The organism is uncultured Sphingomonas sp., assembly GCF_964244265.1.
GTDB lineage: Bacteria > Pseudomonadota > Alphaproteobacteria > Sphingomonadales > Sphingomonadaceae > Sphingomonas.
On the sequence record NZ_CAXTHV010000021.1, the window covers coordinates 23769 to 47973 of the forward strand.

Here is a 24205-nt window from a genome sequence, read left to right on the forward strand (position 1 = left end):
GTTTGGGCGCGAATTAGCGTCGGTGCGGCTCTTCCTCTAACCGATCGATAACCTTGTAGGGGGTAGGCCGGTCGGGTGAGCACCGAACCTTCCTCCCAATTCGCCAAGCCGAAGATCGACGCGCGCGCGTTGCTGGGGCTGCACGATCCGTCGGATACGACCGACTGGGGCCCGATTCGGGCCGCGCAGCTTCATGCCGGACGCCAATTGGCGCTGTTCCTCCTCGGGGCAAATCTAATCGGCGCCGCCCTGGTAATAATCATCTTCGCCGAGCGCAACCCGCTGTGGATGCTCGAAGGCTGGGCGGGCGTCACCGCTGCGGTGAGCGTCGCCGTGGCGTTCCGGCGCCTGAACGGCCGCCATCGCGACGCCGCGACCGCCTCGCTGGCCGATGTCCGCGATACCGTGCTGGAGGGAGTCGCGCTTGCCGCGGTCTGGGCGGTCCCGCCGCTGGCCCTGGGCGCAAGAGCCGATGGCGGGTCGGCGATGGGCCTGTGGATCGTGCTGTCGGTGATGATGACGGCATCGTCGGTGGCGATGGCGGCGTTGCCGCTGGCGACGCTGTCATTCCTCGGCATCCTCGGCACCGCGGTTGCCGCGATGCTCCTGCTCCTAGGCAGCCCGCTGCTGGCGGCGGCGACGATCCTGTTCGCCGTGCTGTTGATGGTCGGCTGCTATCAGCGCGGCAAGGGCCTTGTCCTGTTGCGCGCCGCCGAGATCGGCCTGGCCGAGCGCGACGAAACGGTCAGCCTGCTGCTGCGCGAGTTCGAGGAAGACGATGGCGACTGGCTGTGGGAGATCGACGCGGCACGGCGCATTGTCCGCGCTTCGCCGCGCTTCGCGCATTCGGTGGGCCTGGATTCGGTCAGCATCAACGGCATGCCGCTGCTCCAGGTGCTGGCGGGCCCCAATTGGGAAAGCGGCAATTTCGCCGCTGGGCTGCGCATGTTGGCCGAGCGGCTGAAAGGTCGCGAAGCGTTCCGCGACCTGCTGCTGCCGGTATATGTCCAGGGGCAGGAACGCTGGTGGGCGCTGGCGGCAAGCCCGCGCACGGACGAAAGCGGCGGCTTCATCGGCTTCAGGGGCGTCGGATCCGACGTCACCGAACAACGTGCCTCGGCCGACAAGATCAACCGCATGGCGCGGTTCGACACGCTGACCGGCCTTCCCAACCGGCTGCACGTCAACGAGGAACTGGCGCGTGCCATGGCCGATGCCGAACAATGGAGCAGTCGGTGCGCCTTCATGATGATCGACCTCGACCGGTTCAAGGCGATCAACGACACGCTGGGCCACCCGCTGGGCGACCGGCTGCTCAGCCGGGTGTCGGAGCGGCTTAGCCAATTGGTGACCGACAACGAGATGGTCGGCCGGCTTGGCGGCGACGAATTCGCGGTGGTGATGCGCGACGCGACCGATACGGCGCGGGTCGAAAAACTGGCGCAATCGATCATCGACCTGTTGTCGCAACCCTATGAGGTCGACCAGAACACGCTGTATATCGGCGCCTCCGTGGGCGTGGCGATCGGCCCGCGTGACGGCCGTACCGCCGAAAACCTGATCCGTTCGGCCGATCTGGCGCTCTATCGCTCGAAGGATGCCGGTGGCGGCGTTTTCCATACCTATGAGCCGCAGCTGCACGTCAAGGCCGAGGAACGCCGAGTCCTGGATATCGGGCTGCGCAAGGCGCTGGAACGCCGCGAGCTTCACGTCGAATACCAGCCGGTGGTGGCCGCCGGCACGGGGTCGCTCACCGGCTTTGAGGCGCTCCTGCGCTGGATGCATCCGGAGCTGGGCTCGATCTCGCCGGCCAAGTTCGTCCCGCTCGCCGAAGACGCCCGGCTGATCGCGCCGATCGGCGAATGGGTCCTGCGCACCGCCTGCGAGGAAGCGGTGCGATGGCCCGGCAAAACCCGGGTGGCCGTCAATGTCTCGCCCGAACAATTGCACAATCCCGCCTTTGTCTCGATCGTTGCCTCGACGCTCAGCCACACCGGCCTTGCCCCCGAACGCCTCGAACTGGAGGTTACCGAGGGCGTCTTCATGCGCGAGGGCACCGGCGCGGTGAAGGTACTCGAGCGAGTCCTCGACCTCGGCGTACGGCTGAGCCTAGACGATTTCGGTACCGGCTATTCCTCGCTCGGCTACCTTGCCCGGACGCGCTTCTCGACGATCAAGATCGACCGCAGTTTCGTCCAGGCGGCGTCACGCAGCAACAAGGAGGCGATCGCCATCATCCGCGCGGTCGTGGCACTGGCCCAGTCGCTGGGCATGGCGACCACCGCAGAGGGCGTCGAAACCGGCGAGGAGCTGGACATGATCCGTGCGCTTGGCTGCAGCAAGATCCAGGGCTATTATTTCGGCCGGCCACTGCCTGTCGCCGAAGCACGCGCGCTCGCCGTCCGACACGAGGGCGAAGCCGCGGCCGCGTGACTTGCCCCGATCCGACAATGGGGTTAAATCCGGGGCGATAGGGGTGTAGCTCAGCTGGTTAGAGCGTCGGTCTCCAAAACCGAAGGCCCTCGGTTCGAGTCCGAGCTCCCCTGCCACCTTCCGGCGATACGGTCGCAAGCGTCGGCGTCGCGGTTCTTGCGGCGGCCGGTTCTTGCGCCCGGTCGCGCGACGCGCTATCTGCGCGGGCAATCCGACATCGGGATTGATTGTCGCCCAGCCTCTCCAGGGGTCGGGGCGGCGGCCCCATGTCTCGGGGTCGATATTCACAACCGGGTGCAGCGATACATGGCCAGGACAACCCCCATCGAGTTCATCCGGCAGGTCCAGGCCGAGACCAAGAAGGTCGTCTGGCCGACCCGGCGGGAGACGATCATGACCGGAATCATGGTGATGATCATGACGATCCTGCTCGCTGTGTTCTTCTTTGCGATCGATTCGGGGTTCGAGGCGATCGTGTCGTTGCTGCTTAATTACGCGAAATAGGGTTCGACGATGGCGCGCTGGTACATCATTCACGCTTATTCGGGGTTCGAGGGCAAGGTCCGCGACCAGATCATGGCCGACGCCACACGGCTCGGCCTCGACCAGCTGGTCGAGCAGATCGAGGTGCCGACCGAGACGGTGACCGAGGCGCGGCGCGGCAAGAAGATCGCGGTCGAACGCAAGTTCATGCCCGGCTATGTGCTGGCCAAGCTCAACATGACCGACGATGTCTATCACCTGGTCAAGAACACGCCCAAGGTGACCGGCTTCCTGGGATCGATGGGCAAGCCCCAGCCGATCAGCGACGGCGAAGCCGCGCGGATGCTCAATTCCAAGGAAGAAGCCGCCGCGCAGCCCAAGCAGAAGATCAAGGTCGATTTCGAGATCGGCGACGCGGTCAAGGTGCTGGACGGTCCGTTTGCGAGCTTTAACGGGCTGGTCGAGGAACTCGACTTCGACAAGGCCAAGGTCAAGGTGTCGGTTTCGATCTTCGGCCGCGCGACCCCGGTTGAACTCGATTTCGAACAGGTCGAAAGAGCGAAATAGTCCCGGCTATCGCCCGGCCGGGAAGAACTTCCGCACCGCTAGCGTGCTGCCCGAGCGCGACAGGTGGCCATAGTCGCTGTACAGGTAGGTCCGTCCGACCCGGTACGGGCAGCGGCCCGCGACGCACAGATAGTCGATCGGGTTCACGAACTGCGCGCCCCGCGCCTGCTCCTGCACTGTGGCATTGAGCTCGTCCGAGAACGTCACCGGCCAAGCGACCGTGCCGCCGCGCGCATACTGGCCCGACACGAAGTCGATCTGCTGCACGTCGGCGATGAATTGCGGCGACTGGCCGAACACGATGACCCGCAGCCCCATCCCGCGCAGCCGCGCGACAGTGTCGTGGAGCTGGAGCAGCGTGCGCCGCGGCGTTTCCGACCAGCGCGCCGACAAGACCACCGTATCGATCCGCTCGCGCCGGATCAGCGCGGGCACCGCGCGATTGGATAGGCCGCAGCCCACCCGCGCCAGCGATGTGTATGCGAGGATCGGCGGACAGCCCGCAAAGGTATATTGCAGCACATCGGCATCGATCCGTCGCGCATCCCGCATGATGCCGGAGACGTATTGCGCGGCAAAGGAATCCCCCCACAGCAGAATGCGCCCGCGCCGTCCGCGGATGCGGGTACAGGCGCTCGCCTGCCACGGAAGCTGGTGCGTAGGATCGACCGCGAAGCAGGCAGCCCCGCCCCAATCGTCCTTGCCCGCCACCTCCTGGTGCTTGTAGCCCGGATAGCGGCCGGGAAAGCCGTCCGACCACTCGCCGAGCGCGGCCACGCCGACGACGGCGCCGATCATCGCCGCGCCGATTCCCAATATGCGCGTGCGATGCCGGCGGTCGATGTGGCGAAACGGCTGCTCCACGTAGCGATACGACAATGTCGCCAGCCCGACGCTCAGCGCGAACATCGCCGCGGCGCTCCATGGCGTGGGCGGCTTTAGCGTCGCATAGCGAACCAGCGCCGCGATCGGCCAGTGTACTAGGTACAGTGAATAGGAGATGTTGCCGATCCACAGCATCGGCCCAATCGACAACGCCCGGTTGACCAGCGGCATGCGCTCGGTCCCACGCCCGGCAAGGATCACCAGCGCGGTGCCGACGCAGGGGAAGAGCGCGTTCCAGCCCGGGAACGGATCGCTCTCGTGCAGCCAGAACAGCCCCATCGCGATCAGCGCCACACCCGCGAGCGCGACCAGCTCGCGCGTTCCCCGGCGGTCGGGCCCGTGATTCTGGTGCAGCGCCAGCATCGCCCCGATCAGCAGCTCCCACGCGCGGCTCGTCAGCAAGAAGAAGCCGGCGGTTGGCGCCACGAACACGCTGGCGATGCTCGCCGCCAGGCTCAGCAAGGCCACCGGCGCCAGGAACGGCAGCCAGCGCGCGCGGCCATAGCGATGGATCAGCCAGAAACCGACCGGCGCGAAGACGTAGAATTGCTCCTCGATCGACAGCGACCAAGTATGCAATAGCGGCTGCAACTGCGCCGCGGCCTGGAAATATCCCGACGCGTGCCAGAAGTGGATATTGGACCAGAAGCTCGCGGTCGCCAGCAGGCTCTCCCAGTAACTCACCAGATCATCGGGCAGCAGGATGATCGCGGCGGCGATGCTGGTCAGCAGCATCGTTGCGCCCAGTGCGGGAAAGATGCGCCGGATGCGCTTGAAGTAGAAGTCCGCGATACTGAAGCGGGCCGCGCGGATGTCTTCGGCGATGCTGCCCGCGATCACATAGCCCGAGATGCAGAAGAAGATGTCGACCCCGGTGAAGCCGCCGGGAACCTGTGACACGCCGAAATGGAATAGCAGTACGGGAATGACTGCGACGGCGCGCAGCCCCTGCACGTCCTTTCGAAATCGCATGCCCCGCCGCGCCCCATTTTGCTCCTGGCCGGCCTAACCGTACGGTGCCGCCGCGACAACCCATGCTGGGGTGCAGCATAAGGACCGCGCGCACCATTGCGATGGTGAGCGGTTTGCGCTAAGCGCGCGCCTCCTTGGACGACATCGCCGGGGAGATCCGCGGGAGGGCGCATACGCGCCCGCCTGAACCGCTAAACTTGATCGGCCGCCTCGGCGCCCGCACAGAGTGAGTATCATGGCAAAGAAGATTACCGGCTATATCAACCTGCAGGTGCCGGCGGGCGAGGCCAAGCCCGCCCCGCCGATCGGCCCGGCGCTGGGCCAGCGCGGCGTCAACATCATGGAATTCTGCAAGGCGTTCAACGCGCAGACGAGCGACCTGGAAAAGGGCACGCCGCTACCCACCAGGATCACTGTCTATGCCGACCGCAGCTTCTCGTTCCAGACAAAGTCGCCGCCGGCGGCCTTCCTCATCAAGAAGGCGCTCAACCTGAAGTCGGGCTCCAAGGAACCGGGCAAGACCTCTGCCGGCAAGATCAAGCGGTCGCAGCTTAGCGAGATCGCCCAGGCCAAGATGAAGGACCTGAACGCCAACGATATCGACGCGGCGACCCGCATCATCGAAGGCTCCGCCCGCGCGATGGGCCTCGAAGTGGTGGAGGGGTGAAGCAATGACGTTTGTCAGCAAGAAACAGAAGTCGGTCGCGATCGATCGCGAGAAGCTGCATGGCGTCGACGAGGCGATCGGCCTGGCCAGATCGGGCGCGACGTCGAAGTTCGACGAGACGATCGAGGTCGCGATCAACCTGGGCGTCGATCCCCGCCACGCCGACCAGATGGTCCGCGGCGTCGTCACTCTGCCAAAAGGCACCGGCAAGACCGTCCGCGTCGGCGTGTTCGCCAAGGGAGCGAAGGCCGACGAAGCGCGTGAGGCCGGGGCCGACGTCGTCGGCGCCGAGGACCTGATGGAGGACATCCAGGGCGGCAAGATCGATTTCGACCGCTGCATCGCGACGCCCGACATGATGGGCATCGTCGGCCGCCTGGGCAAGGTACTGGGCCCCAAGGGCCTGATGCCGAACCCCAAGCTGGGCACAGTGACGATGAACGTCGCGCAGGCGGTCAAGGACGCCAAGGGCGGCCAGATCGAATATCGCGTCGAAAAGGCGGGCATCATCCATTCGGGCATCGGCAAGGCGTCGTTCCCGGCGGAGGATCTGCGCGCGAATTTCGACGCGCTGGTCGATGCGCTGCTCCGCGCCAAGCCGACCGGCGCCAAGGGCAAATATGTCCGCAAGGTCGCGGTCAGCTCGACGATGGGCGCCGGCATCAAGGTCGACGTGAACGAGGTGGCGGGCGCCTGAGCGGCGCGCGGCCACCATTCTAGCCGCGAGACTGTCAACGCCGGCCGCTCCGCCGCGTCCGAGGGCGGGATTACTTCCTCCGGCCTCCGCCAAGTAGATCAAGGGCCCGCAAGCAAGGCGCTTGCGGGCCTTTTTCGTTCATGCGAATCTCGCCATCAGCCGATAAACGGCCACAGGGGTTTGCCATGATGATCAAGATCGCCACGTTGACGCTGGCCGTACTGGCCGCTGCCGCCCCGCCGCTCGCCGTCGAGCCGGCGCCCGCGGCGATCACGTTCTCGATGACGCTCTCCGAAAGCGGCAAGGTCATCGCCGAGCCCCGGCTGAACGCGCTGCCCGGCCAGCCGGCACGCTTCCTGGTCGATGACGGCAAGGGCAATGGGTGGTCGGCCGAACTCGTCGCGACACCCGATTCCGCCCGGCCGGGCATGGCGGCGGTCGAGTGGAAGATGAGCGTGATGCGCGCCAGCGCCAACGGCGGGACAAGGAGCGTTCGGCGGATCGACACCATCCTGGCAATGAAGATGCCCGGCCGCGCCTGGACCGACCTGCCCGCCACCGACACGCTGGCGCCGGTGCATGTCGAACTTGCGATCCTGCCCGCCGTGAGGAAATAGCCGCCCGCAACGCCTCACCCGCGCGGCGATATTTGGTCGGTCGACGACGGCAAATGGCCGGAGGAGCGATCCTCCGGCCCTTGCTTTGGCGGCTTTTGCGTGAGGCTGGCGATCGATCAGAGGCCGACGATACCGCCATCGGTCCGAGTGATGACAATCGTCGCCGAGCGCGGGCGGCCGGTGCCGGTTCCCGACGCCTGGCTCTGCGGCCAGTTCGAGGTGACGTTTGCCGGGCTGCCATTCTCGCCGGGATGCTGGATGTTGACGAACAGCGAGCGGCCGTCAGGCGTCGTGTCGATGCCCGTGATCTCGCATTCCTTCGGGCCGACCAGGAAGCGCTTCAGGCTCGCGCCGGGCGCCTTGCCGACGCGGGTCGCCTGCGTCGCGGTCGCCGCGCCGATCGTGTTGGTGATCGTCCTCGTGCCGCCGTCATTGACCGTGCCGGGGATCGCGGCGAGCAGCATGCAGTTGGTGACGTCGGTATAGGCGCCGTCGTCGGTCTCGATCCACAGCACCGGCATGGCCTGGCCGGTGACGTTGCTCGAGCGGCCGAACCACAGGCCGTCGGGTGACGAGAAGTCGTTGGTCGCGTCGAGCCCCGACAGGTTGATGTTCGCCGCATTGAGGTCCGCGCCCGCCCCGAAGGCAAAGATGTCCCATGCAAAGGCCGTCGCCTCGGTCGTGTCGCCGGTCTCGCGGAGCCGGATGATGTGGCCGTTGGCGTTGCCGCTGGTCGACGTGCCGTTGATCCTGGGATCGGTATAGGCGCGCGGATTGGCGGTGTCGGTATTGGCTACGGTGCGCGAGGTGTTGTTGGTCAGCGTGCAGTACATTTCCCCGGTGACCGGATTGATCGCGGTCCATTCCGGGCGATCCATCTTGGTCGCGCCCAGCACGTCGGCGGCGAGCCGGGCGTGGGTCAGCACGTCGGCCTGATCGGCGAACGAATAGGTGGAATTGGCCGCAGTCAGCCCGTTTGCGCCAAAGACCAGTGCCAGCCAGGTGCCGGTGCCGTCGGCGTTGAAGCGCGCGACGTAGAGGGTGCCGGCGTCTAGATACTTGTCACCGATCGCCAGGCGGTTGGTCGCCCCCGCGTCGGCGGTCGACCAGGCGGTGTTCGACACGAACTTATAGATATATTCGTTCTGGGCGTCGTCTCCCATGTAGAAGCCCGGCTTCACCCCGGCGACGGCGCGACCGGGCCAGCAGCCCTCGTGGTTCATGCGGCCGAGCGCGGTGCGTTTGCGCGGGGTCGAGGAGGGGTCGAACGGATCGATCTCGACCACCCAGCCATATTGGTTCGGCTCGTTGCGGAAATCGCCGGTGCCGCCGACCGGCTGAGCCGGATCGATGGTCGCGTTGAACTTCGCGATGCGCGTGTCGCCGGCGGCGATCGGCGCGGCGGTGGTCCAGCTGTAATTGCCCGCGCGCAGCGTATCGCCGGTGCCGGTGTTGAGGCCGTACCGGGTGAACGCGGTCACCGACTTGGCGCCCAGCGCCGCGGCGCGGCGCGCATTGTCGCCGGCGTCACGCCGGAAATAGCCCGCCCAATTCTCCTCGCAGGTCAGGTACGTGCCCCAGGGCATATAGCCGTTGGCGCAATTGTTGATGGTTCCCCGACCCACCGTACCGTCGGTGGAGAAGGCGGTGAACAACAGCGGCGCGCCCTTGACCGGACCCGAAAAACCGGTCGGGGTATAGGGCGTGATGCGGCGATTGAAGCTGGACGTCGGGACATAGGCCCAGCTGCCCGTGCTGCGCGTGATCTCGACCACGCTGACGCCGTGACACTCCATCTCCTTTTGAACCTCGGCGGTCGGACGGATGCCGCCCGGCGCGGTCGCACCGGCAGGGTGGAGATAGGCCTGATTGATGTTTTCGTGGTTGAGCACGAGCAGCGCACGGGTGTTGCTGGCGGGATCGGGTGCCGTGCCCGCGGCGTTGAGGCCGAAATAGGACATGCCGTCGTGATGATCGCCGGCGCGGGTCGCATAGCCGCTATCGCTGCCGTCATTGACGAAGGCGCCGGTCGCGCCGGTGATCGGATCGCCCAGACGATAGAGTATGGTAACCGCATAGCCGGCGGGAACCGCCACCACGTCCGCCAGGCTCTTGGGCACCGCGGCGTAATCGAGCGTGGCGGGCGCGATCGTGACGGTCGTGTCGGCGGCCGAGCTGATGCCGTCGGACGAAACGCTGACGAATTGAAAGCCGAGAACCGTCGACGCGGTAACGGCCGGCGCGGTGAAGGTAGCGGTGGCGGTGTTGGCGTTCGCCAGCGTCACCGCGGGACCGCTGGTCTGCAACCAGCTGCTCGACGTCGACGTGCCGCTGGTCACCGTGCCGGCCAACGTTACCGTCTTGCCCGAGGTGGTGGCCGTCGCGCTGCCCGCGGAAACGGTCGCCGCACGACGATCGTCCTCCTTGCAGCCGGCGAGCAGGACGCTGCCGAAGACGGCGGTCGCCATCGCCGAAACGCCGCCCCGCAACGTCTGCCGACGCGAATAGCGTTCCGCGATCAGGTCATTGAGGTGACGGCCGCCAGAGCGGTTGGTGTCGATGTCGCCATCGGCATAGGCATAGGCAATGGCAGCTTCGTCGATCATGGCTGTGGAGATCCCCCGGGAATGCGGGTCAAGAGCGACCCGCGCCCTACCTGCGCGCTGTTCGCGACAGATTGGCGTCCCGGGGAAGACTGTTCAAAGTCATCTTCCTTACATCGGCGCGGTCCAGGCTGTAGTGACGATTTAATCATTTCAGCCATATCATGATGCTGGAAAGTTTAATGAAACCAAGGAGGTGGGCGGCGAGCTTGTCGTAGCGGGTTGCGATGCGCCGCCACTGCTTGGGTCTGGCGAAGAAGCCTTCGACGCCCGATCGCTGTTTGTAGGCGATGCGATCATAGGGCCGGCGATGACCTGTTCGGCAGACAGGCCGCGGATCAGGTCGCAAGCCGGTGCCATATCGTTCTGCTGACCCGGCTCGAGCATGAAGCGCACCGGCAGGCCGAACGCATCGACGCAGTTTAATCCTGAGCGGCGGCTGCAAGCAGCCAGCCGCAGGGGCATGGAGTGCACCGCTCTTGCGCTTGCGCCCACCCGGCACAAACTCGCGCAATCGCTCCTACTGATCTTCCCGAAGAACCTCACCTTCCACGCCAGTCTCCAAAGCCGGCGTTGAATCAGATCATCGATCCATTGGAAATCCCTAGATCGTCACTACAGCCTATGACGTTCAATCCAGGTTCGGCCGCAGCCAGCGCTGCGTCGTCTCCATGTCGGCCCCGCGCCGCGCGGCGTAATCCTCGGCCTGGTCCATCCCGACGCGGGCGACGCCGAAATACGCGCTTTCCGGATGGCCGCAATAGAAGCCGCTGACCGCTGCCGTCGGCAGCATCGCGAAGCTTTCGGTCAGGCTGATGCCGGTGGCGTGGTGCGCATCGAGCAGCTTGAACAGGATCGGCTTCAGGCTGTGATCGGGGCATGCCGGATAACCAGGCGCCGGGCGGATGCCGCGATATTGCTCACGGATCAGCGCTTCGTTGGTCAGCTGCTCGCCCTCGGCATAGCCCCACAAGGTGGTGCGGACATGCTGGTGCAGGCGTTCGGCCAATGCCTCGGCGAAGCGATCGGCCAAAGCCTTGAGCAGGATGTCCGAATAATCGTCGATCGCCGCCTTGAACCTGGCGAGATGCGGCTCGATGCCGTGGATGCTGACCGCGAACCCGCCGATCCAGTCGCCCGCCGGATCGATGAAGTCGGCCAGGCACATGTTCGCCCGGCCTCCTTGCTCCTTGGCACGCTTGGCGATCTGCTGGCGCAGGAACGGCAGCCGGATAAGGTCGTCATTCTCGATCAGGCCGAGATGTTCGAGCCCGCCCAGTTCGTCCGCCGACCACACGCCTTCGGGGTCGACGAACACATCGTCGCCGTGCCGCACGCATGGCCACAGGCCGACCACGGCGCGCGCGATCAGCCATTTCTCGGCGACGATCTTGTCGAGCATCGCATTGGCGTCGGCGAACAGCGACGACGCGCTCTCGCCCACCACCTTGTCGGTCAGGATCGCCGGGTAATTGCCGGCCAGTTCCCATGCGCGGAAGAACGGCGTCCAGTCGATCACCTCACGCAGATCGGTCAGGTCCCAGTCGCCATAGATTTGCCGCCCCAATTGCCTGGGTGCGGGTGGCTTGAGCGCCATGTCGGCCTTGAAGCCATTGGCGCGCGCGACCGTGATCGGGACCAGCTCGCTCTGCCCCTTGTTGGCGCGGGCGACGCGCACCGCCTCATATTCGTCGGCGACCTTGGCGACATAGTCGTCGCGGATCGTGTCGCTGACCAGCGTCGTCGCGACGCCGACCGCGCGGCTGGCGTCGAGCACGTGGACGACCGGACCGTCATAGGCCGGCGAGATGCGCAAGGCGGTGTGGACCTTCGACGTCGTGGCGCCGCCGATCAGCAGCGGCATCGTCATTTTCGATCGCTTCATCTCCTCGGCGACGGTCACCATCTCGTCGAGGCTCGGCGTGATCAGCCCGCTGAGACCGATCATGTCGGCGTCATTCTCGTTGGCCGCCGCCAGGATCTTCGACCAGGGCACCATCACCCCCAGGTCGACCACCTCGAACCCGTTGCATTGCAGCACCACGCCGACGATGTTCTTGCCGATATCGTGCACGTCGCCCTTGACCGTGGCCATGATGATCTTGCCCTTGCCCTTCGCCCCGGGCTCCTTGGCGGCTTCGATAAAGGGCAGCAGGTGCGCCACCGCCTTCTTCATTACCCGTGCGCTTTTAACGACTTGCGGCAGGAACATCTTGCCCGATCCGAACAGGTCGCCGACCACGTTCATGCCGTCCATCAACGGCCCCTCGATCACCTCGATCGGACGCGCGGTCTGGAGCCGGCATTCCTCGGTATCCTCGACGACATATTGGTCCAACCCCTTGACCAGGGCATGTTCGAGCCGCTTGGCCACCGGCCAGCCGCGCCATTCCTCGGCAGCCTTTTCGGCAACGGCGTCGGTGCCGCGATAGCGTTCGGCGATCGCCACCAGCCGCTCGCCCGCCTCGGCATCGCGATTGAGGATGACGTCCTCGCACGCCTGGCGCAATTCGGGGTCGATCGTGTCGTAGACGTCGAGCTGGCCGGCATTGACGATCGCCATGTCGAGCCCGGCGGGGATGGCATGATAGAGGAACACCGAGTGCATCGCGCGGCGCACCGGCTCGTTGCCGCGAAACGAGAAGCTCAGGTTGGACAGGCCGCCCGAGATATGGACGTGCGGGCAGCGCCGCTTGATCTGCCTGCACGCCTCGATGAAATCGACGCCGTAATTGTTGTGCTCCTCGATCCCCGTCGCCACCGCGAAGATATTGGGATCGAAGATGATGTCCTCGGGAGGAAAACCTATTTCCATCAGCAGGTCATAGGCGCGCGCGCAGATTTCGACCTTGCGTTGCTGCGTATCCGCCTGGCCGACCTCGTCGAACGCCATGACGACCACGGCAGCGCCATAGGCCATGCACTTGCCGGCATGGTCGAGAAACTGGTCGACCCCCTCCTTCATGCTGATCGAATTGACGATCGGCTTGCCCGACACGCATTTCAGCCCGGCCTCGATCACCGACCATTTCGAGCTGTCGATCATGAACGGCACGCGCGCAATGTCGGGCTCGGCGGCGATCAGCTTGACGAACGTGGTCATGGCGTATTCGGCGTCGAGCAGCCCTTCGTCCATGTTGATGTCGACGATCTGCGCGCCGTTCTCGACCTGCTGGCGCGCGACCTCGACCGCGCGGGGATAGTCCCCGGCCATGATCATCTTCTTGAACGCCGCCGAGCCGGTGACGTTGGTGCGCTCGCCGATGTTGACGAAGTTGGTCGAGGAAAAGGTCATTCTGCCCTCAATCCTCCCCGTTCACGGGCAGGGGGACCGCTCGCGGAGCGGTGGAGGGGGCTCTCCTCATTCGGTGTCGCTCGTGGAGAGCCCCCTCCACCAGCGTCGCTGGTCACCCTTCCCATAAACGGAGAGGAGTTACGTTATGCCGCCATCGTCATCGGCTCCAGCCCCGCGAGCCGCGTGCGCACCGCCGGCTTCACGATCGCGCGCGGCGCCAGCCCGGATACGCTATCGGCGATCGCCTTGATGTGCGCCGGGGTCGAGCCGCAGCAGCCGCCGAGCACATTGACCTGCCCCGCCCGCGCCCATTCGCCGACCAGCGCCGCCGTCGTCTCGGGCATCTCGTCATAGGCGCCGAGTTCGTTGGGCAGGCCGGCATTGGGATAGACCATGATCAGCGTGTCGGCGATCTCGCTCAGCGTCTTCACATGCGGCCGTAACTGTTCGGCACCGAACGAACAATTCAAGCCGATGGTCAGCGGTCGGGCATGGCGGACGGCGTGCCAGAACGCTTCGACCGTATGCCCCGACAGGTTGCGCCCGCTAAGGTCGGTCAGCGTCATCGACAGCATGATCGGCAGGTCGCGACCAAGCGCGTTGCCCGCCTCGATCGCCGCCATCACCCCGGCCTTGGCGTTGAGCGTGTCGAACACCGTCTCGATCAGGATGAAATCCACCCCGCCTTCGACCAAAGCATCGATCTGCTCGCGATAGACGTCCTTCAGATGGTCGAAGTCGATTTCGCGATATCCCGGATCGTTGACGTCGGGCGACAGCGACAGCGTCTTGTTGGTCGGCCCCAGCGCGCCCGCGACGAAGCGCGGGCGACGGATGCCGTTTTCGGCATCCTTGGCGGCGAACTCGTCGGCGATGCCGCGCGCCAGCTTCGCCGATTCGACGTTGATCTCGCGGACCAGATGCTCGGCACCGTAATCGGCCTGGCTGATGCGGTTGGCGGAAAAGGTGTTGGTCTCGGCAATGTCGGCGCCCGCCGCGAAATAGGCGCGGTGGATCGACTCCGGCACCTCCGGCTTGGTCAAAGCAAGGATGTCGTTATTGCCCTTCTGATCGTGGCCCAGGCCCAGATCCCCGGCATAGTCGGCCTCGGCGAGTTTCCAGTTCTGGATTTCGGTGCCGAATGCGCCGTCGGTGATCAGGATGCGCCCCGCCGCTTCGGCCAGCAATGTTTCGCGTGGTGTCATAAGCATCTCCGTATCCTCCCCTCTCAAGGGGACGATTTTACGCTGCCTCAGCCTCAGCCTCAGCCTCCGCCTTCGCCTTCGCCTCGCCCTGCGGCCTGATCCCCAGCAGGTGGCAGATCGCGTAGCTCAGCTCGGCGCGGTTGAGCGTGTAGAAGTGGAAGTCGCGCACCCCGCCGGCATAGAGCCGCCGGCACAGCTCGGCGGCGATCGTCGCGGCGACCAGCTGGCGCGCGGCGGGCCGGTCGTCGAGCCCCTCGAACAATCGCCCCATCCATGGCGGCACCGCCGTCCCGCACATCGCCGACATCCGCTGGACGCTGGCAAAGTTCATCACCGGCATGATGCCGGGCACGATCTCGGCATCGATGCCCGCCGCGGCCACCGCGTCGCGATAGCGGAAGAACGTATCCGCCTCATGAAAGAACTGCGTGATCGCGCGGCTGGCGCCGGCATCCAGCTTGCGCTTGAGATTGTCGAGGTCGGCCGCGGCGTCGGCTGAATCGGGATGCGATTCGGGATAGGCCGCGACCGAAATCTCGAACGGGTGGAGCTTCTTCAGCCCCGCGACCAGGGCCGCGGCGTTCTCATAGCCGCCCGCCGGCGACCGGAACTTCGTGCCCGCCACGGGCGGATCGCCGCGCAGCGCCACGACATGCCGCACGCCGGCGTTCCAATAATCGCGGGCGACCGCGTCGATCTCTTCCCTGGTCGCCTCGACGCAGGTCAGGTGCGCCGCCGCCGGAATCGCGGTGTCGCGCGCGATCCGCGCCACCGTCGCATGCGTGCGCTCGCGGGTGGTGCCCCCGGCGCCATAGGTCACCGATACGAAGCGCGGGCCGAGCGGCCCGAGCGTCTCGACCGACTGCCACAGGATTTCCGCCATCTTCTCGTTCTTGGGCGGGAAGAATTCGAACGAAATGCGCGCGTCGCCCCCGACATTGGCGAACATCGGCGCGGCAAGCGCACGATGCGCCTCCGGCATCTCGATCACCGATACCGTCATGCCGCCTCCATAACCTGTACCCGACCGGGCTTGCCCGCGCCCTCGACCCCGCTCGCGGACTTGCGCGCCAGCCACAATTTCACGCTCAACGCGCCACCCTCCAGCGTTTCGGTCCGTAACGGCGTCATTCCGGCGGCGGCGAACCAGGCAAGTATCTGATCGTCCGAAAACCCCAGCCTGACATGCGCGTCGCGTGTCCGCAGCTCCTCTCGCGCATGGGCGGCGAAATCGGCGACCAGCAACCGCCCGCCCGCCGCCAGCACCCGCGCCGCCTCGGCGATCGCGGCATCGGGCGCCTGTGCGTAATGCAGCACGTGATGGATGATCGCCAACCCGGCGGCGCCATCGCCCAGCGGCAGCGCATAGAGGTCAGCCTGGCGCAATTCGGCATCGACGCCGCGCCCGGCGAGCTTGGCGCGCGCCACGCGCAACATCTCCGAACTGCGATCGATCCCCAGCGCATGGCCGGCGCGATCGGCGAACAGCTCGAGCATACGCCCGGTGCCGGTGCCGATATCGATCATCCGCTCGACCGGATCGTCGCCGAGCAAGTCCGCCATTGCCGCCTCGACCTCGCATTCGGCGACATGCAGCGATCGGATCGCGTCCCAGTCCTGCGCCCTGGCCTCGAACCAGGCGGCAGCCTGCGCGGCGCGATCGGCGCGAATCTCGGCCAGCCGCGCGATGTCGCTTTGTGCCTCGACGTCGCCGGCCTGCCAAGCGTCGAGAGCGGTGAACAGGGGGGCGACGATGTCACGCACGCCGATCGCGACGAATACCCAGCTGCCCTCCTTGCGGCGCTCGACGATTCCGGCATCCGACAGGATCTTGACGTGGCGAGACACCCGCGGCTGGCTCTGCCCCAGCACCTGCGCCAATTCGCCGACCGACAGCTCCATCGAGCGTACCAGCACGACGATGCGCAGGCGGCTCCGGTCGGCCAGCGCGCGAAAGATGTCGAGAGCATGGGGCATCACGAACATGATATAAAGAAATCTTTATATGGCGTCAACGCGTTGCGTGCGGCCAACCGCTTGGCTAGCGCTGCACTCCCATCGCTCGAGGAACCGATTTGATGACCAAGCATGCTTTGCCCCTCGCACTAATTGCCGCGCTCGGCCTCGCCGCCTGCAGCCCGAAGGCACAGAACGAGACCGCGGAGGCCGCCAATACGATGACCGCCGATGCCAATGCGACGATGGCCGAAGCCGTCAACGACACCGACGCCGCCGCCGACGCCGCGTTCGGCGCCGCCGAGAACACGATCGACAGCGCGGGCAACAAGATCGACAATGCCGCCGCCGGTGCCAAGGCCGATGCCGGCCAGGCAATGAAGGACGCCGGCAACGCCATCGAGGATTGATGGGCACATCGCCGGGAGGAGACGATGATGATGCGGACACTGGCGCTGGGCCTGTTGCTGCTGCTCGGAGGTTGCGGTTCTGGCCCCGAGGCAAGCGGGGGCGTCTCGGCGGACGAGCAGCGCCAGTTGAACGACGCGGCCGCCGCGCTCGATGCGAATGCCGGCGACGATGGCGATACCAATGCGGGAAACAGCCAATGACCTACCTTCGCCGTATCGGCGCAAGCCCGCTGCGCACGCCGCCGCTGGTGCTCGGAGGCAATGTCTTCGGCTGGACCGCCGACAAGGCGGCAAGCTTTGCCGTGCTCGACGCGTTCGTCGCCGCCGGCGGCACGATGATCGATACCGCCGACGTCTATTCGGCCTGGGTGCCGGGGCATCGTGGCGGCGAGTCGGAGATGATGATCGGCGAGTGGCTCAGGGCCAGCGGCAAACGGCCCGACATCGCGACCAAGGTCGGGATGATGCCCGGCCCCAAGAATGAAGAGGGAGGCGGCGAGAAGCTGGCGCCGGCGCAGATCGCGGCGGCGTGCGACGCGTCGCTCAACCGGCTGGGGGTGGAGCAGATCGCCTTATATTATGCGCATCAGGATGACGAGGCGACGCCGCAGGAATCCTATATGGAGGCGTTCGCCAAGCTGGTCGCGGCGGGCAAGGTCGGGACGCTGGGCGCATCGAATTTCCATGCGGCGCGGCTGAAATCCGCCAATGCGGTTGCCCGCGCGGCGGGGACGCCGCATTTCGAGGTGCTGCAGAACGAATATAACCTCGTCAGCCGGCACAAGTTCGAGGGCGAGGTCCAGGATTATTGCATCGAGCACAATATCGGCGTGCTGCCCTTCTACTCGCTCGCCGCCGGCTTCCTGACCGGCAAGTATCGCAGCGACGACGACTTCAAGAGCGTGCGCGGCGGCCGGATGGACCGGACACTGATCGGCAGGCGAATGAAGGTGCTGCCCGCGATGGACGCGATCGCGGCGGATACCGGCGCCAGCCTGCCCCAGATCGCGCTGGCGTGGCTTGCCGCCCAGCCCGGTGTGACGGCGCCGATCGCCTCGGCGACCAGCGTCGTGCAGCTGGAGGATCTGCTGGGCGCCGCGCGGCTGGAACTGACCGCCGACCAGCTCGCGACCCTGGACGCTGCCGGCGCCTGACCTTCAGCCCCGCCGGCCGGGCGCGATGCGGGCGAGGCGCAGCGTGCGCCGCGGCTATCGCATCACGCCGCGAACTGGTTCATCGTGTTGTGCGCGCCGCCGGCCTTCAGCGCCGCCTCGCCCGCGAAATATTCCTTGTGGTCGTCGCCGATGTCGCTGCCCGACATGTTCTGGTGCCTGACGCAGGCGATGCCCTGGCGAATTTCCTGGCGCTGGACGCCCTTGACGTAGCCCAGCATCCCCTCGTCCCCGAAATATTCCCTGGCAAGGTTGTCGGTCGACAGCGCCGCTGTGTGATAGGTGGGCAGCGTGATCAGATGGTGGAAGATCCCGGCGCGCGCCGCCGCGTCCTTCTGAAAGGTACGGATCCGCTCGTCGGCCTCCTCGGCCAGGTCGGTATCGTCATAGTCCATGCTCATCAGCCGATCGCGCTCGTAATCGGCGACGTTCCTGCCCGCCGCCTGCCAGGCGTCGAACACCTGCTGGCGGAAGTTGAGCGTCCAGTTGAAGCTGGGCGAATTGTTGTAGACCAGCTTGGCGTTGGGCACGACCTGGCGGATGCGGTCGACCATGCCCGCGATCTGCTCGATATGCGGCTTTTCGGTCTCGATCCACAACAGGTCGGCGCCGTGCTGGAGCGAGGTGATGCAATCGAGCACGCAGCGGTCGGCGCCGGTCCCCTTGCGGAACTCGAACAGGTTCGACGGCAGGCGCTTGGGCCGCAGCAGCTTGCCGTCGCGGTTGAGGATGACGTCGCCGTTCCGCGCGGTCGCGGGATCGATCTCCTCGCAATCGAGAAAGCTGTTATAGAGGTCGCCGATGTCCCCCGGCTGCCTGGAGACGGCGATCTGCTTGGTCAGGCCCGCGCCCAGCGAATCGGTGCGGGTGACGATGATCCCGTCCTCCACGCCAAGTTCCAGGAAGGCATAACGGCAGGCGCGGACCTTCGCCAGAAAGTCCTCGTGCGGGACGGTGACCTTGCCGTCCTGGTGTCCGCATTGCTTCTCGTCGCTGACCTGGTTCTCGATCTGGAGCGCGCAGGCGCCCGCCTCGATCATCTTCCTGGCCAGCAGATAGGTCGCCTCGGCATTGCCGAAGCCCGCGTCGATATCGGCAATGACCGGCACGACATGGGTCTGGTAATTGTCGACCGCGTGCAGGATGCGCTGTTCGGACACCACGTCCCCGGCGTCGCGCGCCTTGTCGAGTTCGCGGAACATCATGCCCAGGTCGCGCGCATCAGCCTGGCGCAGAAAGGTGTAGAGTTCCTCGATCAGCGCCGGGACGCTGGTCTTTTCGTGCATCGACTGGTCGGGCAGCGGGCCGAAATCGGACCGGAGCGCGGCGACCATCCAGCCGGACAGATAAAGATAGCGGCGCTCGGTCGAGCCGAAATGCTTCTTGATGCTGATCATCTTCTGCTGGCCGATGAAACCGTGCCAGCATCCCAGTGACTGAGTGTATTTCGCGGGATCGGCGTCATAGGCCGCCATGTCGCGCCGCATGATCGCGGCAGTGTACCGTGCGATGTCCAGGCCCGTCCGGAAGCGGTTCTGGGCGCGCATCCGGGCCACCGCCTCGGCATCGATGCCGTCCCAGGTCCCGTCATAGCCGGCGATCATCGAGCGGGTGGTGGCGATGGAATCTTGATAGGTCACGGTCGTTTCCCTGCTGGAGCGTGAGTGCACGATACAGGGATTTCTCCTGATCCAGCCGGCTCCAGGCAGCCCGCCGGTGTCGGGGTGTTACATTGCAGTGCAATAAGGATGTAGCGATGTGTTAAATTTACATGAGCAATGTCCCGGCGAGGCTAGCTCGCGAACGTGAACGCGCTTAGCCGGCGCTCGCGATCGTTGAACAGCAAGGTTCGGCCTGCCGGCGGGGCGCTGCGTTGCGGGCAGGACGTGCGGCCGCAGGCGCGACACCCCAGGCCGATCGGCATCGCCGCCCCCGTCAGGTCGAATCCGCTTGCCGCCGCGAGGCTCCCCGCCAGCTCTGCCGCGACTCCCAGCCCGACCGCGAATTCCGCCTTGATTGCCCCGAAGCGCCGGCCCTGCGGCGTGACCGTGCGCGACAGCGTCAGCCAGCGCGCGCCGTCCTCCAGCTCGACCAGCTGCACGGCCATTTCGCCCGGACGATCGAAGGCATGGTGAATGCGCCACAACGGGCAGCGCGCCTCGCTGGCGGTCAGCAGCGAGCCGCTGGCCCCGCTGAACCGCTTGGATGCCTGGCCCGCGCGATCGACCCGCACCATGAAGAACGGCAGGCCGCGCGCGCCGACCCGCTGCAGCGTGGTCAGCCGGTGCGCAACATGTTCGAAGCCGGCGCCGAACCGGCGCTGGAGCAATTCGAGATCATAGCCGGTGGCTTCGCACGCGCGCAGGAAGCGGGCATAGGGCATCATTACCGCGGCGGCGAAATAGCTGGTCAGGTGGCGGCCATAAAGGCGTTCCGCAATGCGCTCGCCGAACGCGGCGCCGCGGATCAGCGCCTCGATCTCGTCGCGCGCCTCCAGTTGCGCCAGCTCATAGGCGACAGCGAAGGTGCGGCTCGCCGGATCGAGCGTTTCCGACACTTGCAGCTGGCGCGCATGCAGATCGGTACGCCGCAGGACGTCGGGCATGACGTCGACCGGCAGGATGCGGATCGTCAGCTGGTGCTTGACCCGCAGCCGTTCGGCGATCGCTCCGTACAGGTCGGCCGCGCCAAACCGCAACTGGTCCGCCAGCCCCTCGGCGAGCGCGTCGAGATCCGGGAAGTGACCCCGCCAACGCTCGATCTCGCGCCGGACGGCCGCCATCGGATCGACCGCCGCGGCCTCCCCCGTGCGTCCCTCGCCGCCGCGATCATAAGCGCGCGCGAACGCCTCGGCACCGCCCGGGGCGCCCGCCAGCCACTCCTGGACCTCGTTGCGGTCGATCTCTAGATCGGCGAAGATCGGATCGGCCAGCCGCCGCCGGATCGCCGCTTCGCCGCCCCCCGGCTCGCCCGCCGCCAAGGTGCGAGGATCGAAATCGAATTGCTCGGCCAGCCTGACCAGCAATGTTGCCGACAGCGGGCGCTGGTTCTTTTCGACCAGGTTCAGATAACTGGGACTGATCGCCAGCATCTCGGCCATTGCCGCCTGGGTCAGCCCCGCCTGCCGCCGCAGCCGGCGGACGGCATGGCCGGCGAATATCTTGCGATCGGCCATGTGCCCCATCATCACCGCGCCAAGTAAATATTTTTACAAGACGACTTCAGATCTGTCAAAGGCTGTGTGCAGTATCATGGGCGGTGATGACCGCGGTTGGATCGAAGCCGTCACAACGACACGCAGCCAGAACACCGCTACCCACCATTTCCGCAGAGGGGCGCTTGTCCGCCGCTACGTCGGCGGACAGTTTTCGTCTCACGTGCGGGCAATGTTGGCGCGAAACCAGTCGGTCAGAACCTCCACCGTCAACTCGCCCGCCGCGAGTAGGAGAAAGGTCGATACCAGTTCCACATCATCACAGATGATCTGATAGCCGTTGAGCATCAGAAAGGTTTCGCTGACCACCGCCGCCGTTCGCTTGTTGCCATCGACGAACGGATGGTTGCGGGCGATCCCGAATGCATAGGCGGCAGCGAGATCAGCGGCATCGGGATCGCCATAGGCAACCAGGTTGAGCGGCCGCGCCATCGCACTTTCGAGCATGTTCGGATCACGCGTGCCCGCCGCGCCTCCATGCTCGGCGAGCTGTTCCGCATGCGCGGCAATCGCAACGCCTACGTCAACCCAAATCCAGTCCGCCACGTCACTTTGCCAATTCGCTCAACGCGTTGCGGCGGCGCTTCATCACTTCGCGCGCAGCACTCATCTGCTCCTCGAATCCGGCATCATGGCGTCGCAATGCGATTCCATCAGATGTATTAATAACGCTAATTTCTTCGCCTAGCTCGACATGCAGACGCGCCAGCACGTCCTTGGGCAAGATGACGCCCGTCGAGTTTCCGATCTTGATGAGCTTGAGCGGCTTGTTCATACAAACGTTATAACATGGAAGCATCACAGGATCAACCGGCCAAGCCGCCGAGTCCGGTCAGGTCACTTGATGCCGCCTTGTCGCGCGGTGCGGCCGCGGGCTAGATCGAACATCAAGGGAATGGAGGAGGTTAATAGATGCACGTCCGCATTCGAACGATATCGGCGCTGATGTTCATCTGGCTGACGATTACCGCCTTGCCGGCTGCTGCCCGCATCAGGATCGTGTTCTGGTCCCAGGAATTCGGCCAGAACTTCCCCCATGCCTTCGTCACCCTGGACGGCCGGCTCGATCGCGGCGGCATGCCGGTCAGCACCAGCTTCGGCTTCACCGCCAAGACGCTGAGCCCGGGCATCCTGATGGGCACGGTCGCCGGCAAGATCGACTATACGTCGAAAGGCTATCTGATGAAGAGCTTCGCGCATTTCACGACGACGATCAGCGATGCGCAATATGACAGCATCATGAAGCTGCCCGACGAATGGGGCGACCGGGGCGACCACCGCTACAACCTCAACAAGCGCAACTGCGTGCATTTCGTTGCCGAGGCGGCCAAGCGCGCCGGCCTGACCGTGGCCGAACCGGCCGGCCTGATGAAGCGGCCGCATGCTTTTCTCGAATCGCTCGTCCCCCTCAACACCGGCCGGCTGACCCCGCTGGAAATGAGCGCGAAGGACTTTTACAGCGCGCGCGGCATGGCCGCGACCAGCGCCAGGTGATCAGCGTTCGGGGACCATTTCAACCACGTCGAGCAACGATTCGAACCGCGGATAAGGCAGGACGAGCCGCCAGCGCTGCTCGCCGATCCGCTCGACCACGCCGACCATGTCGCGGTTGGCGTCGCGGCCGTAATCGATGGCGGTCTGTTCATCGCCGATGATCATCGTGCCCAGGAACACCGACCGTTCCGGATTGTCGGCGAACATCAATCCGACCGCGCGCTGGGTGCCCCCGATGGCATAGAAGCTGCGTGCCTCGCCCTCCGCATCGATCCGGCAGCCGAGCGCGGGATAAGCAGTGAAGTCGCGCATCGCGCTGCCGTTGGCGCCCAGCTTGAACACGCGGCACCGGTAATTGCCCGGCGGCGGCACGGCTCCGGCAAGCACGCGATCCGGATCGAACAGCGCGCCTTCTGCCGCCAGCGCCTTGCCCTGCCCGGCCGCGCGGAGGCGGTCGAGCGCGGCGATCCACCCCTGCCTCAGGTTGCGCAGCCGCGCGCGGTCCGCCGGGGTCGCGACACGCCGCCAGTCGACCGGGATCGGCGGACGATCATGCCCCGGGACGGGCGGCAGGATCGCGCCGGCTGCCAGCAACACCTTCAATAGGGACAATTTTCCGATCATGGATTAGCTAACCACGCCGCGTCGACCATGCCAAGCGGCGATTCGCCCTCCCATCGTCATCAGGCTGCGGTCCAGCCCCCGTCGATCGACAGGTTGGCGCCGGTGATCGACCTGGCCTCGTCGCGACACAGATACAGGGCAAGCGCTGCGACCTGGTCGGCGGTGACGAATTCCCTGGTTGGCTGCGCCTTGAGCAGGACGTCGTTCATCACCTGCTCGCGGGTCATGCCGCGCGCCTTCATCGTGTCGGGGATCTGGTGCTCGACCAGCGGCGTCCAGACATAGCCCGGCGAGATGCAGTTGACGGTGATGCCGGAAGTGGCGGTTTCCAGCGCGACCGTCTTGGTCAGCCCGGCCAGCCCGTGCTTGGCGGTGACATAGGCCGCCTTGCCGGGGCTGGCGGCCAAGGAATGCGCCGACGCGGTCGAGATGATCCGGCCCCATTTCGCCGCCTTCATCAGCGGCACCGTGGCGCGCATCATGTGGAAGGCCGAGGTCAGGTTGATGGCGATGATCGCGTCCCATTTGTCGGGCGGGAAGTCCTCGATCGGCGAGACGAACTGGATGCCGGCATTGTTGACGATGATGTCCGGGCCGCCAAGCTCAGCATGGCAGCGCCTGATCATCGCCGCGATCTGATCGGGGCTGGTCATGTCGGCAGGGTCGTACAGCGCGCCGGCGCCGCTGGCCGCCGCCAGCGCGGCGCGTTCCATCTCGATCCCGGCGGGATCGCCGAAACCGTTGATCATCACGCTCGCACCCTCACCGGCAAATGCCTTGGCATAAGCCAGGCCGATGCCGGACGTGGATCCGGTGACGACCGCGCTCTTGCCCGTCAGAAACATGCCATTCTCCGGATCGATGCGCAGTGCCTGGCGCCCTTGGCCGGCGATTCGGCATCGGCCATCGCC

The 24205-nt window shown here is 65.8% G+C and carries 22 protein-coding genes, 1 tRNA gene and 1 pseudogene; 11 read left to right on the forward strand and 13 right to left on the reverse strand.

Features of this window, described 5'->3' with window-relative positions:
- The first annotated feature begins 75 nt into the window (after positions 1-75).
- The 4 genes from ACFE7K_RS10070 (at position 76) to nusG (ending at position 3483) form a co-directional block, all read left to right on the forward strand.
- Positions 76-2433, forward strand: a complete 2358-nt coding sequence (locus ACFE7K_RS10070; RefSeq protein ID WP_375398057.1) for a putative bifunctional diguanylate cyclase/phosphodiesterase — start codon at positions 76-78, stop codon at positions 2431-2433.
- 39 nt (positions 2434-2472) lie between these two features.
- A tRNA-Trp gene (locus ACFE7K_RS10075) sits at positions 2473-2549 on the forward strand.
- Positions 2550-2739: 190 nt separating this feature from the next.
- Positions 2740-2937, forward strand: coding sequence for a preprotein translocase subunit SecE (gene secE, locus ACFE7K_RS10080; RefSeq protein ID WP_375398058.1), 198 nt, complete (start codon positions 2740-2742; stop codon positions 2935-2937).
- Positions 2938-2946: 9 nt separating this feature from the next.
- Entirely contained in the window at positions 2947-3483 is a 537-nt protein-coding gene (nusG, locus tag ACFE7K_RS10085) for a transcription termination/antitermination protein NusG (protein ID WP_375398059.1), read from the forward strand.
- Positions 3484-3489: 6 nt separating this feature from the next.
- Here nusG and ACFE7K_RS10090 read toward each other — a convergent pair whose 3' ends face one another.
- Positions 3490-5340, reverse strand: a complete 1851-nt coding sequence (locus ACFE7K_RS10090) for an acyltransferase family protein (protein ID WP_375398060.1) — start codon at positions 5338-5340, stop codon at positions 3490-3492.
- 235 nt (positions 5341-5575) lie between these two features.
- On the opposite strand from ACFE7K_RS10090, the gene rplK reads away from it, so the two are divergent.
- The 3 genes from rplK (at position 5576) to ACFE7K_RS10105 (ending at position 7321) form a co-directional block, all read left to right on the forward strand.
- Positions 5576-6007 carry a 50S ribosomal protein L11 gene (gene rplK / locus ACFE7K_RS10095; protein WP_375398061.1) on the forward strand — a complete coding sequence of 144 codons (432 nt, stop codon included), beginning with the start codon at positions 5576-5578 and terminating at the stop codon, positions 6005-6007.
- 4 nt (positions 6008-6011) lie between these two features.
- Positions 6012-6704 carry a 50S ribosomal protein L1 gene (rplA, locus tag ACFE7K_RS10100; protein WP_375398062.1) on the forward strand — a complete coding sequence of 231 codons (693 nt, stop codon included), beginning with the start codon at positions 6012-6014 and terminating at the stop codon, positions 6702-6704.
- Between the two features lie 185 nt (positions 6705-6889).
- A complete protein-coding gene (locus ACFE7K_RS10105) occupies positions 6890-7321 on the forward strand; it encodes a hypothetical protein (protein WP_375398063.1) in 432 nt (143 codons plus the stop codon).
- A 116-nt stretch (positions 7322-7437) separates the two neighbouring features.
- Here the strand turns inward: ACFE7K_RS10105 and ACFE7K_RS10110 are convergent, their stop codons facing one another.
- The 6 genes and pseudogenes from ACFE7K_RS10110 to ACFE7K_RS10135 all read right to left on the reverse strand — a co-directional run bounded on the left by ACFE7K_RS10110 (position 7438) and on the right by ACFE7K_RS10135 (position 16401).
- The gene (locus ACFE7K_RS10110; protein WP_375398064.1) at positions 7438-9927 is read right to left on the reverse strand and encodes an alkaline phosphatase PhoX; all 2490 of its coding nucleotides are present in this window, start codon (positions 9925-9927) and stop codon (positions 7438-7440) included.
- Between the two features lie 145 nt (positions 9928-10072).
- Positions 10073-10341: pseudogene (locus ACFE7K_RS10115) on the reverse strand (IS5/IS1182 family transposase); the annotation flags it as partial.
- Between the two features lie 214 nt (positions 10342-10555).
- Positions 10556-13219, reverse strand: a complete 2664-nt coding sequence (gene metH / locus ACFE7K_RS10120) for a methionine synthase (RefSeq protein WP_375398065.1) — start codon at positions 13217-13219, stop codon at positions 10556-10558.
- Between the two features lie 143 nt (positions 13220-13362).
- Positions 13363-14424: a homocysteine S-methyltransferase family protein gene (locus tag ACFE7K_RS10125; RefSeq protein ID WP_375398066.1), complete on the reverse strand. Its 1062-nt coding sequence runs from the start codon at positions 14422-14424 to the stop codon at positions 13363-13365.
- Between the two features lie 37 nt (positions 14425-14461).
- Positions 14462-15427: a methylenetetrahydrofolate reductase [NAD(P)H] gene (gene metF, locus ACFE7K_RS10130; RefSeq protein WP_375398067.1), complete on the reverse strand. Its 966-nt coding sequence runs from the start codon at positions 15425-15427 to the stop codon at positions 14462-14464.
- On the reverse strand, positions 15424-16401 hold the full coding sequence (locus tag ACFE7K_RS10135; protein ID WP_375398091.1) for an ArsR/SmtB family transcription factor: 978 nt from the start codon (positions 16399-16401) through the stop codon (positions 15424-15426). Before ACFE7K_RS10135 ends, metF begins: the two co-directional genes overlap by 4 nt.
- Before the next feature lie 101 nt (positions 16402-16502).
- On the opposite strand from ACFE7K_RS10135, the gene ACFE7K_RS10140 reads away from it, so the two are divergent.
- The 3 genes from ACFE7K_RS10140 to ACFE7K_RS10150 are packed head-to-tail and all read left to right on the forward strand — an operon-like array spanning position 16503 to position 17944.
- Entirely contained in the window at positions 16503-16790 is a 288-nt protein-coding gene (locus ACFE7K_RS10140) for a hypothetical protein (protein ID WP_375398068.1), read from the forward strand.
- 24 nt (positions 16791-16814) lie between these two features.
- The gene (locus tag ACFE7K_RS10145; RefSeq protein ID WP_375398069.1) at positions 16815-16991 is read left to right on the forward strand and encodes a hypothetical protein; all 177 of its coding nucleotides are present in this window, start codon (positions 16815-16817) and stop codon (positions 16989-16991) included.
- On the forward strand, positions 16988-17944 hold the full coding sequence (locus ACFE7K_RS10150; protein WP_375398070.1) for an aldo/keto reductase: 957 nt from the start codon (positions 16988-16990) through the stop codon (positions 17942-17944). Before ACFE7K_RS10145 ends, ACFE7K_RS10150 begins: the two co-directional genes overlap by 4 nt.
- Before the next feature lie 62 nt (positions 17945-18006).
- Here the strand turns inward: ACFE7K_RS10150 and ACFE7K_RS10155 are convergent, their stop codons facing one another.
- The 4 genes from ACFE7K_RS10155 to ACFE7K_RS10170 all read right to left on the reverse strand — a co-directional run bounded on the left by ACFE7K_RS10155 (position 18007) and on the right by ACFE7K_RS10170 (position 21951).
- The gene (locus ACFE7K_RS10155) at positions 18007-19602 is read right to left on the reverse strand and encodes an isocitrate lyase (protein ID WP_375398071.1); all 1596 of its coding nucleotides are present in this window, start codon (positions 19600-19602) and stop codon (positions 18007-18009) included.
- 152 nt (positions 19603-19754) lie between these two features.
- Positions 19755-21137: a short-chain fatty acyl-CoA regulator family protein gene (locus ACFE7K_RS10160; protein ID WP_375398072.1), complete on the reverse strand. Its 1383-nt coding sequence runs from the start codon at positions 21135-21137 to the stop codon at positions 19755-19757.
- A 198-nt stretch (positions 21138-21335) separates the two neighbouring features.
- The gene (locus ACFE7K_RS10165) at positions 21336-21722 is read right to left on the reverse strand and encodes a type II toxin-antitoxin system death-on-curing family toxin (RefSeq protein WP_375398073.1); all 387 of its coding nucleotides are present in this window, start codon (positions 21720-21722) and stop codon (positions 21336-21338) included.
- Between the two features lies 1 nt (position 21723).
- Positions 21724-21951: an AbrB/MazE/SpoVT family DNA-binding domain-containing protein gene (locus ACFE7K_RS10170; protein ID WP_375398074.1), complete on the reverse strand. Its 228-nt coding sequence runs from the start codon at positions 21949-21951 to the stop codon at positions 21724-21726.
- A 137-nt stretch (positions 21952-22088) separates the two neighbouring features.
- On the opposite strand from ACFE7K_RS10170, the gene ACFE7K_RS10175 reads away from it, so the two are divergent.
- On the forward strand, positions 22089-22670 hold the full coding sequence (locus tag ACFE7K_RS10175; RefSeq protein ID WP_375398075.1) for a hypothetical protein: 582 nt from the start codon (positions 22089-22091) through the stop codon (positions 22668-22670).
- On the opposite strand, the gene ACFE7K_RS10180 is transcribed toward ACFE7K_RS10175, so the two are convergent.
- Both ACFE7K_RS10180 and ACFE7K_RS10185 read right to left on the reverse strand, forming a co-directional pair.
- The gene (locus ACFE7K_RS10180) at positions 22671-23294 is read right to left on the reverse strand and encodes a DUF4893 domain-containing protein (protein WP_375398076.1); all 624 of its coding nucleotides are present in this window, start codon (positions 23292-23294) and stop codon (positions 22671-22673) included. It lies immediately after the preceding gene.
- Positions 23295-23353: 59 nt separating this feature from the next.
- Positions 23354-24139, reverse strand: a complete 786-nt coding sequence (locus ACFE7K_RS10185) for a 3-hydroxybutyrate dehydrogenase (protein WP_375398077.1) — start codon at positions 24137-24139, stop codon at positions 23354-23356.
- Between the last annotated feature and the right edge of the window lie 66 nt (positions 24140-24205).

Excerpts from the sequence above, each read along its gene's own strand:
- secE (WP_375398058.1), top strand. The coding sequence starts at position 2,740 with ATGGCCAGGACAACCCCCATCGAGTTCATCCGGCAGGTCCAGGCCGAG.
- nusG (WP_375398059.1), top strand. The coding sequence starts at position 2,947 with ATGGCGCGCTGGTACATCATTCACGCTTATTCGGGGTTCGAGGGCAAG.
- ACFE7K_RS10090 (WP_375398060.1), bottom strand. The coding sequence starts at position 5,340 with ATGCGATTTCGAAAGGACGTGCAGGGGCTGCGCGCCGTCGCAGTCATT.
- rplK (WP_375398061.1), top strand. The coding sequence starts at position 5,576 with ATGGCAAAGAAGATTACCGGCTATATCAACCTGCAGGTGCCGGCGGGC.
- rplA (WP_375398062.1), top strand. The coding sequence starts at position 6,012 with ATGACGTTTGTCAGCAAGAAACAGAAGTCGGTCGCGATCGATCGCGAG.
- ACFE7K_RS10105 (WP_375398063.1), top strand. The coding sequence starts at position 6,890 with ATGATGATCAAGATCGCCACGTTGACGCTGGCCGTACTGGCCGCTGCC.
- ACFE7K_RS10110 (WP_375398064.1), bottom strand. The coding sequence starts at position 9,927 with ATGATCGACGAAGCTGCCATTGCCTATGCCTATGCCGATGGCGACATC.
- metH (WP_375398065.1), bottom strand. The coding sequence starts at position 13,219 with ATGACCTTTTCCTCGACCAACTTCGTCAACATCGGCGAGCGCACCAAC.
- ACFE7K_RS10125 (WP_375398066.1), bottom strand. The coding sequence starts at position 14,424 with ATGACACCACGCGAAACATTGCTGGCCGAAGCGGCGGGGCGCATCCTG.
- metF (WP_375398067.1), bottom strand. The coding sequence starts at position 15,427 with ATGACGGTATCGGTGATCGAGATGCCGGAGGCGCATCGTGCGCTTGCC.
- ACFE7K_RS10135 (WP_375398091.1), bottom strand. The coding sequence starts at position 16,401 with ATGCCCCATGCTCTCGACATCTTTCGCGCGCTGGCCGACCGGAGCCGC.
- ACFE7K_RS10140 (WP_375398068.1), top strand. The coding sequence starts at position 16,503 with ATGACCAAGCATGCTTTGCCCCTCGCACTAATTGCCGCGCTCGGCCTC.
- ACFE7K_RS10145 (WP_375398069.1), top strand. The coding sequence starts at position 16,815 with ATGATGATGCGGACACTGGCGCTGGGCCTGTTGCTGCTGCTCGGAGGT.
- ACFE7K_RS10150 (WP_375398070.1), top strand. The coding sequence starts at position 16,988 with ATGACCTACCTTCGCCGTATCGGCGCAAGCCCGCTGCGCACGCCGCCG.
- ACFE7K_RS10160 (WP_375398072.1), bottom strand. The coding sequence starts at position 21,137 with ATGGCCGATCGCAAGATATTCGCCGGCCATGCCGTCCGCCGGCTGCGG.
- ACFE7K_RS10170 (WP_375398074.1), bottom strand. The coding sequence starts at position 21,951 with ATGAACAAGCCGCTCAAGCTCATCAAGATCGGAAACTCGACGGGCGTC.
- ACFE7K_RS10175 (WP_375398075.1), top strand. The coding sequence starts at position 22,089 with ATGCACGTCCGCATTCGAACGATATCGGCGCTGATGTTCATCTGGCTG.
- ACFE7K_RS10180 (WP_375398076.1), bottom strand. The coding sequence starts at position 23,294 with ATGATCGGAAAATTGTCCCTATTGAAGGTGTTGCTGGCAGCCGGCGCG.
- ACFE7K_RS10185 (WP_375398077.1), bottom strand. The coding sequence starts at position 24,139 with ATGTTTCTGACGGGCAAGAGCGCGGTCGTCACCGGATCCACGTCCGGC.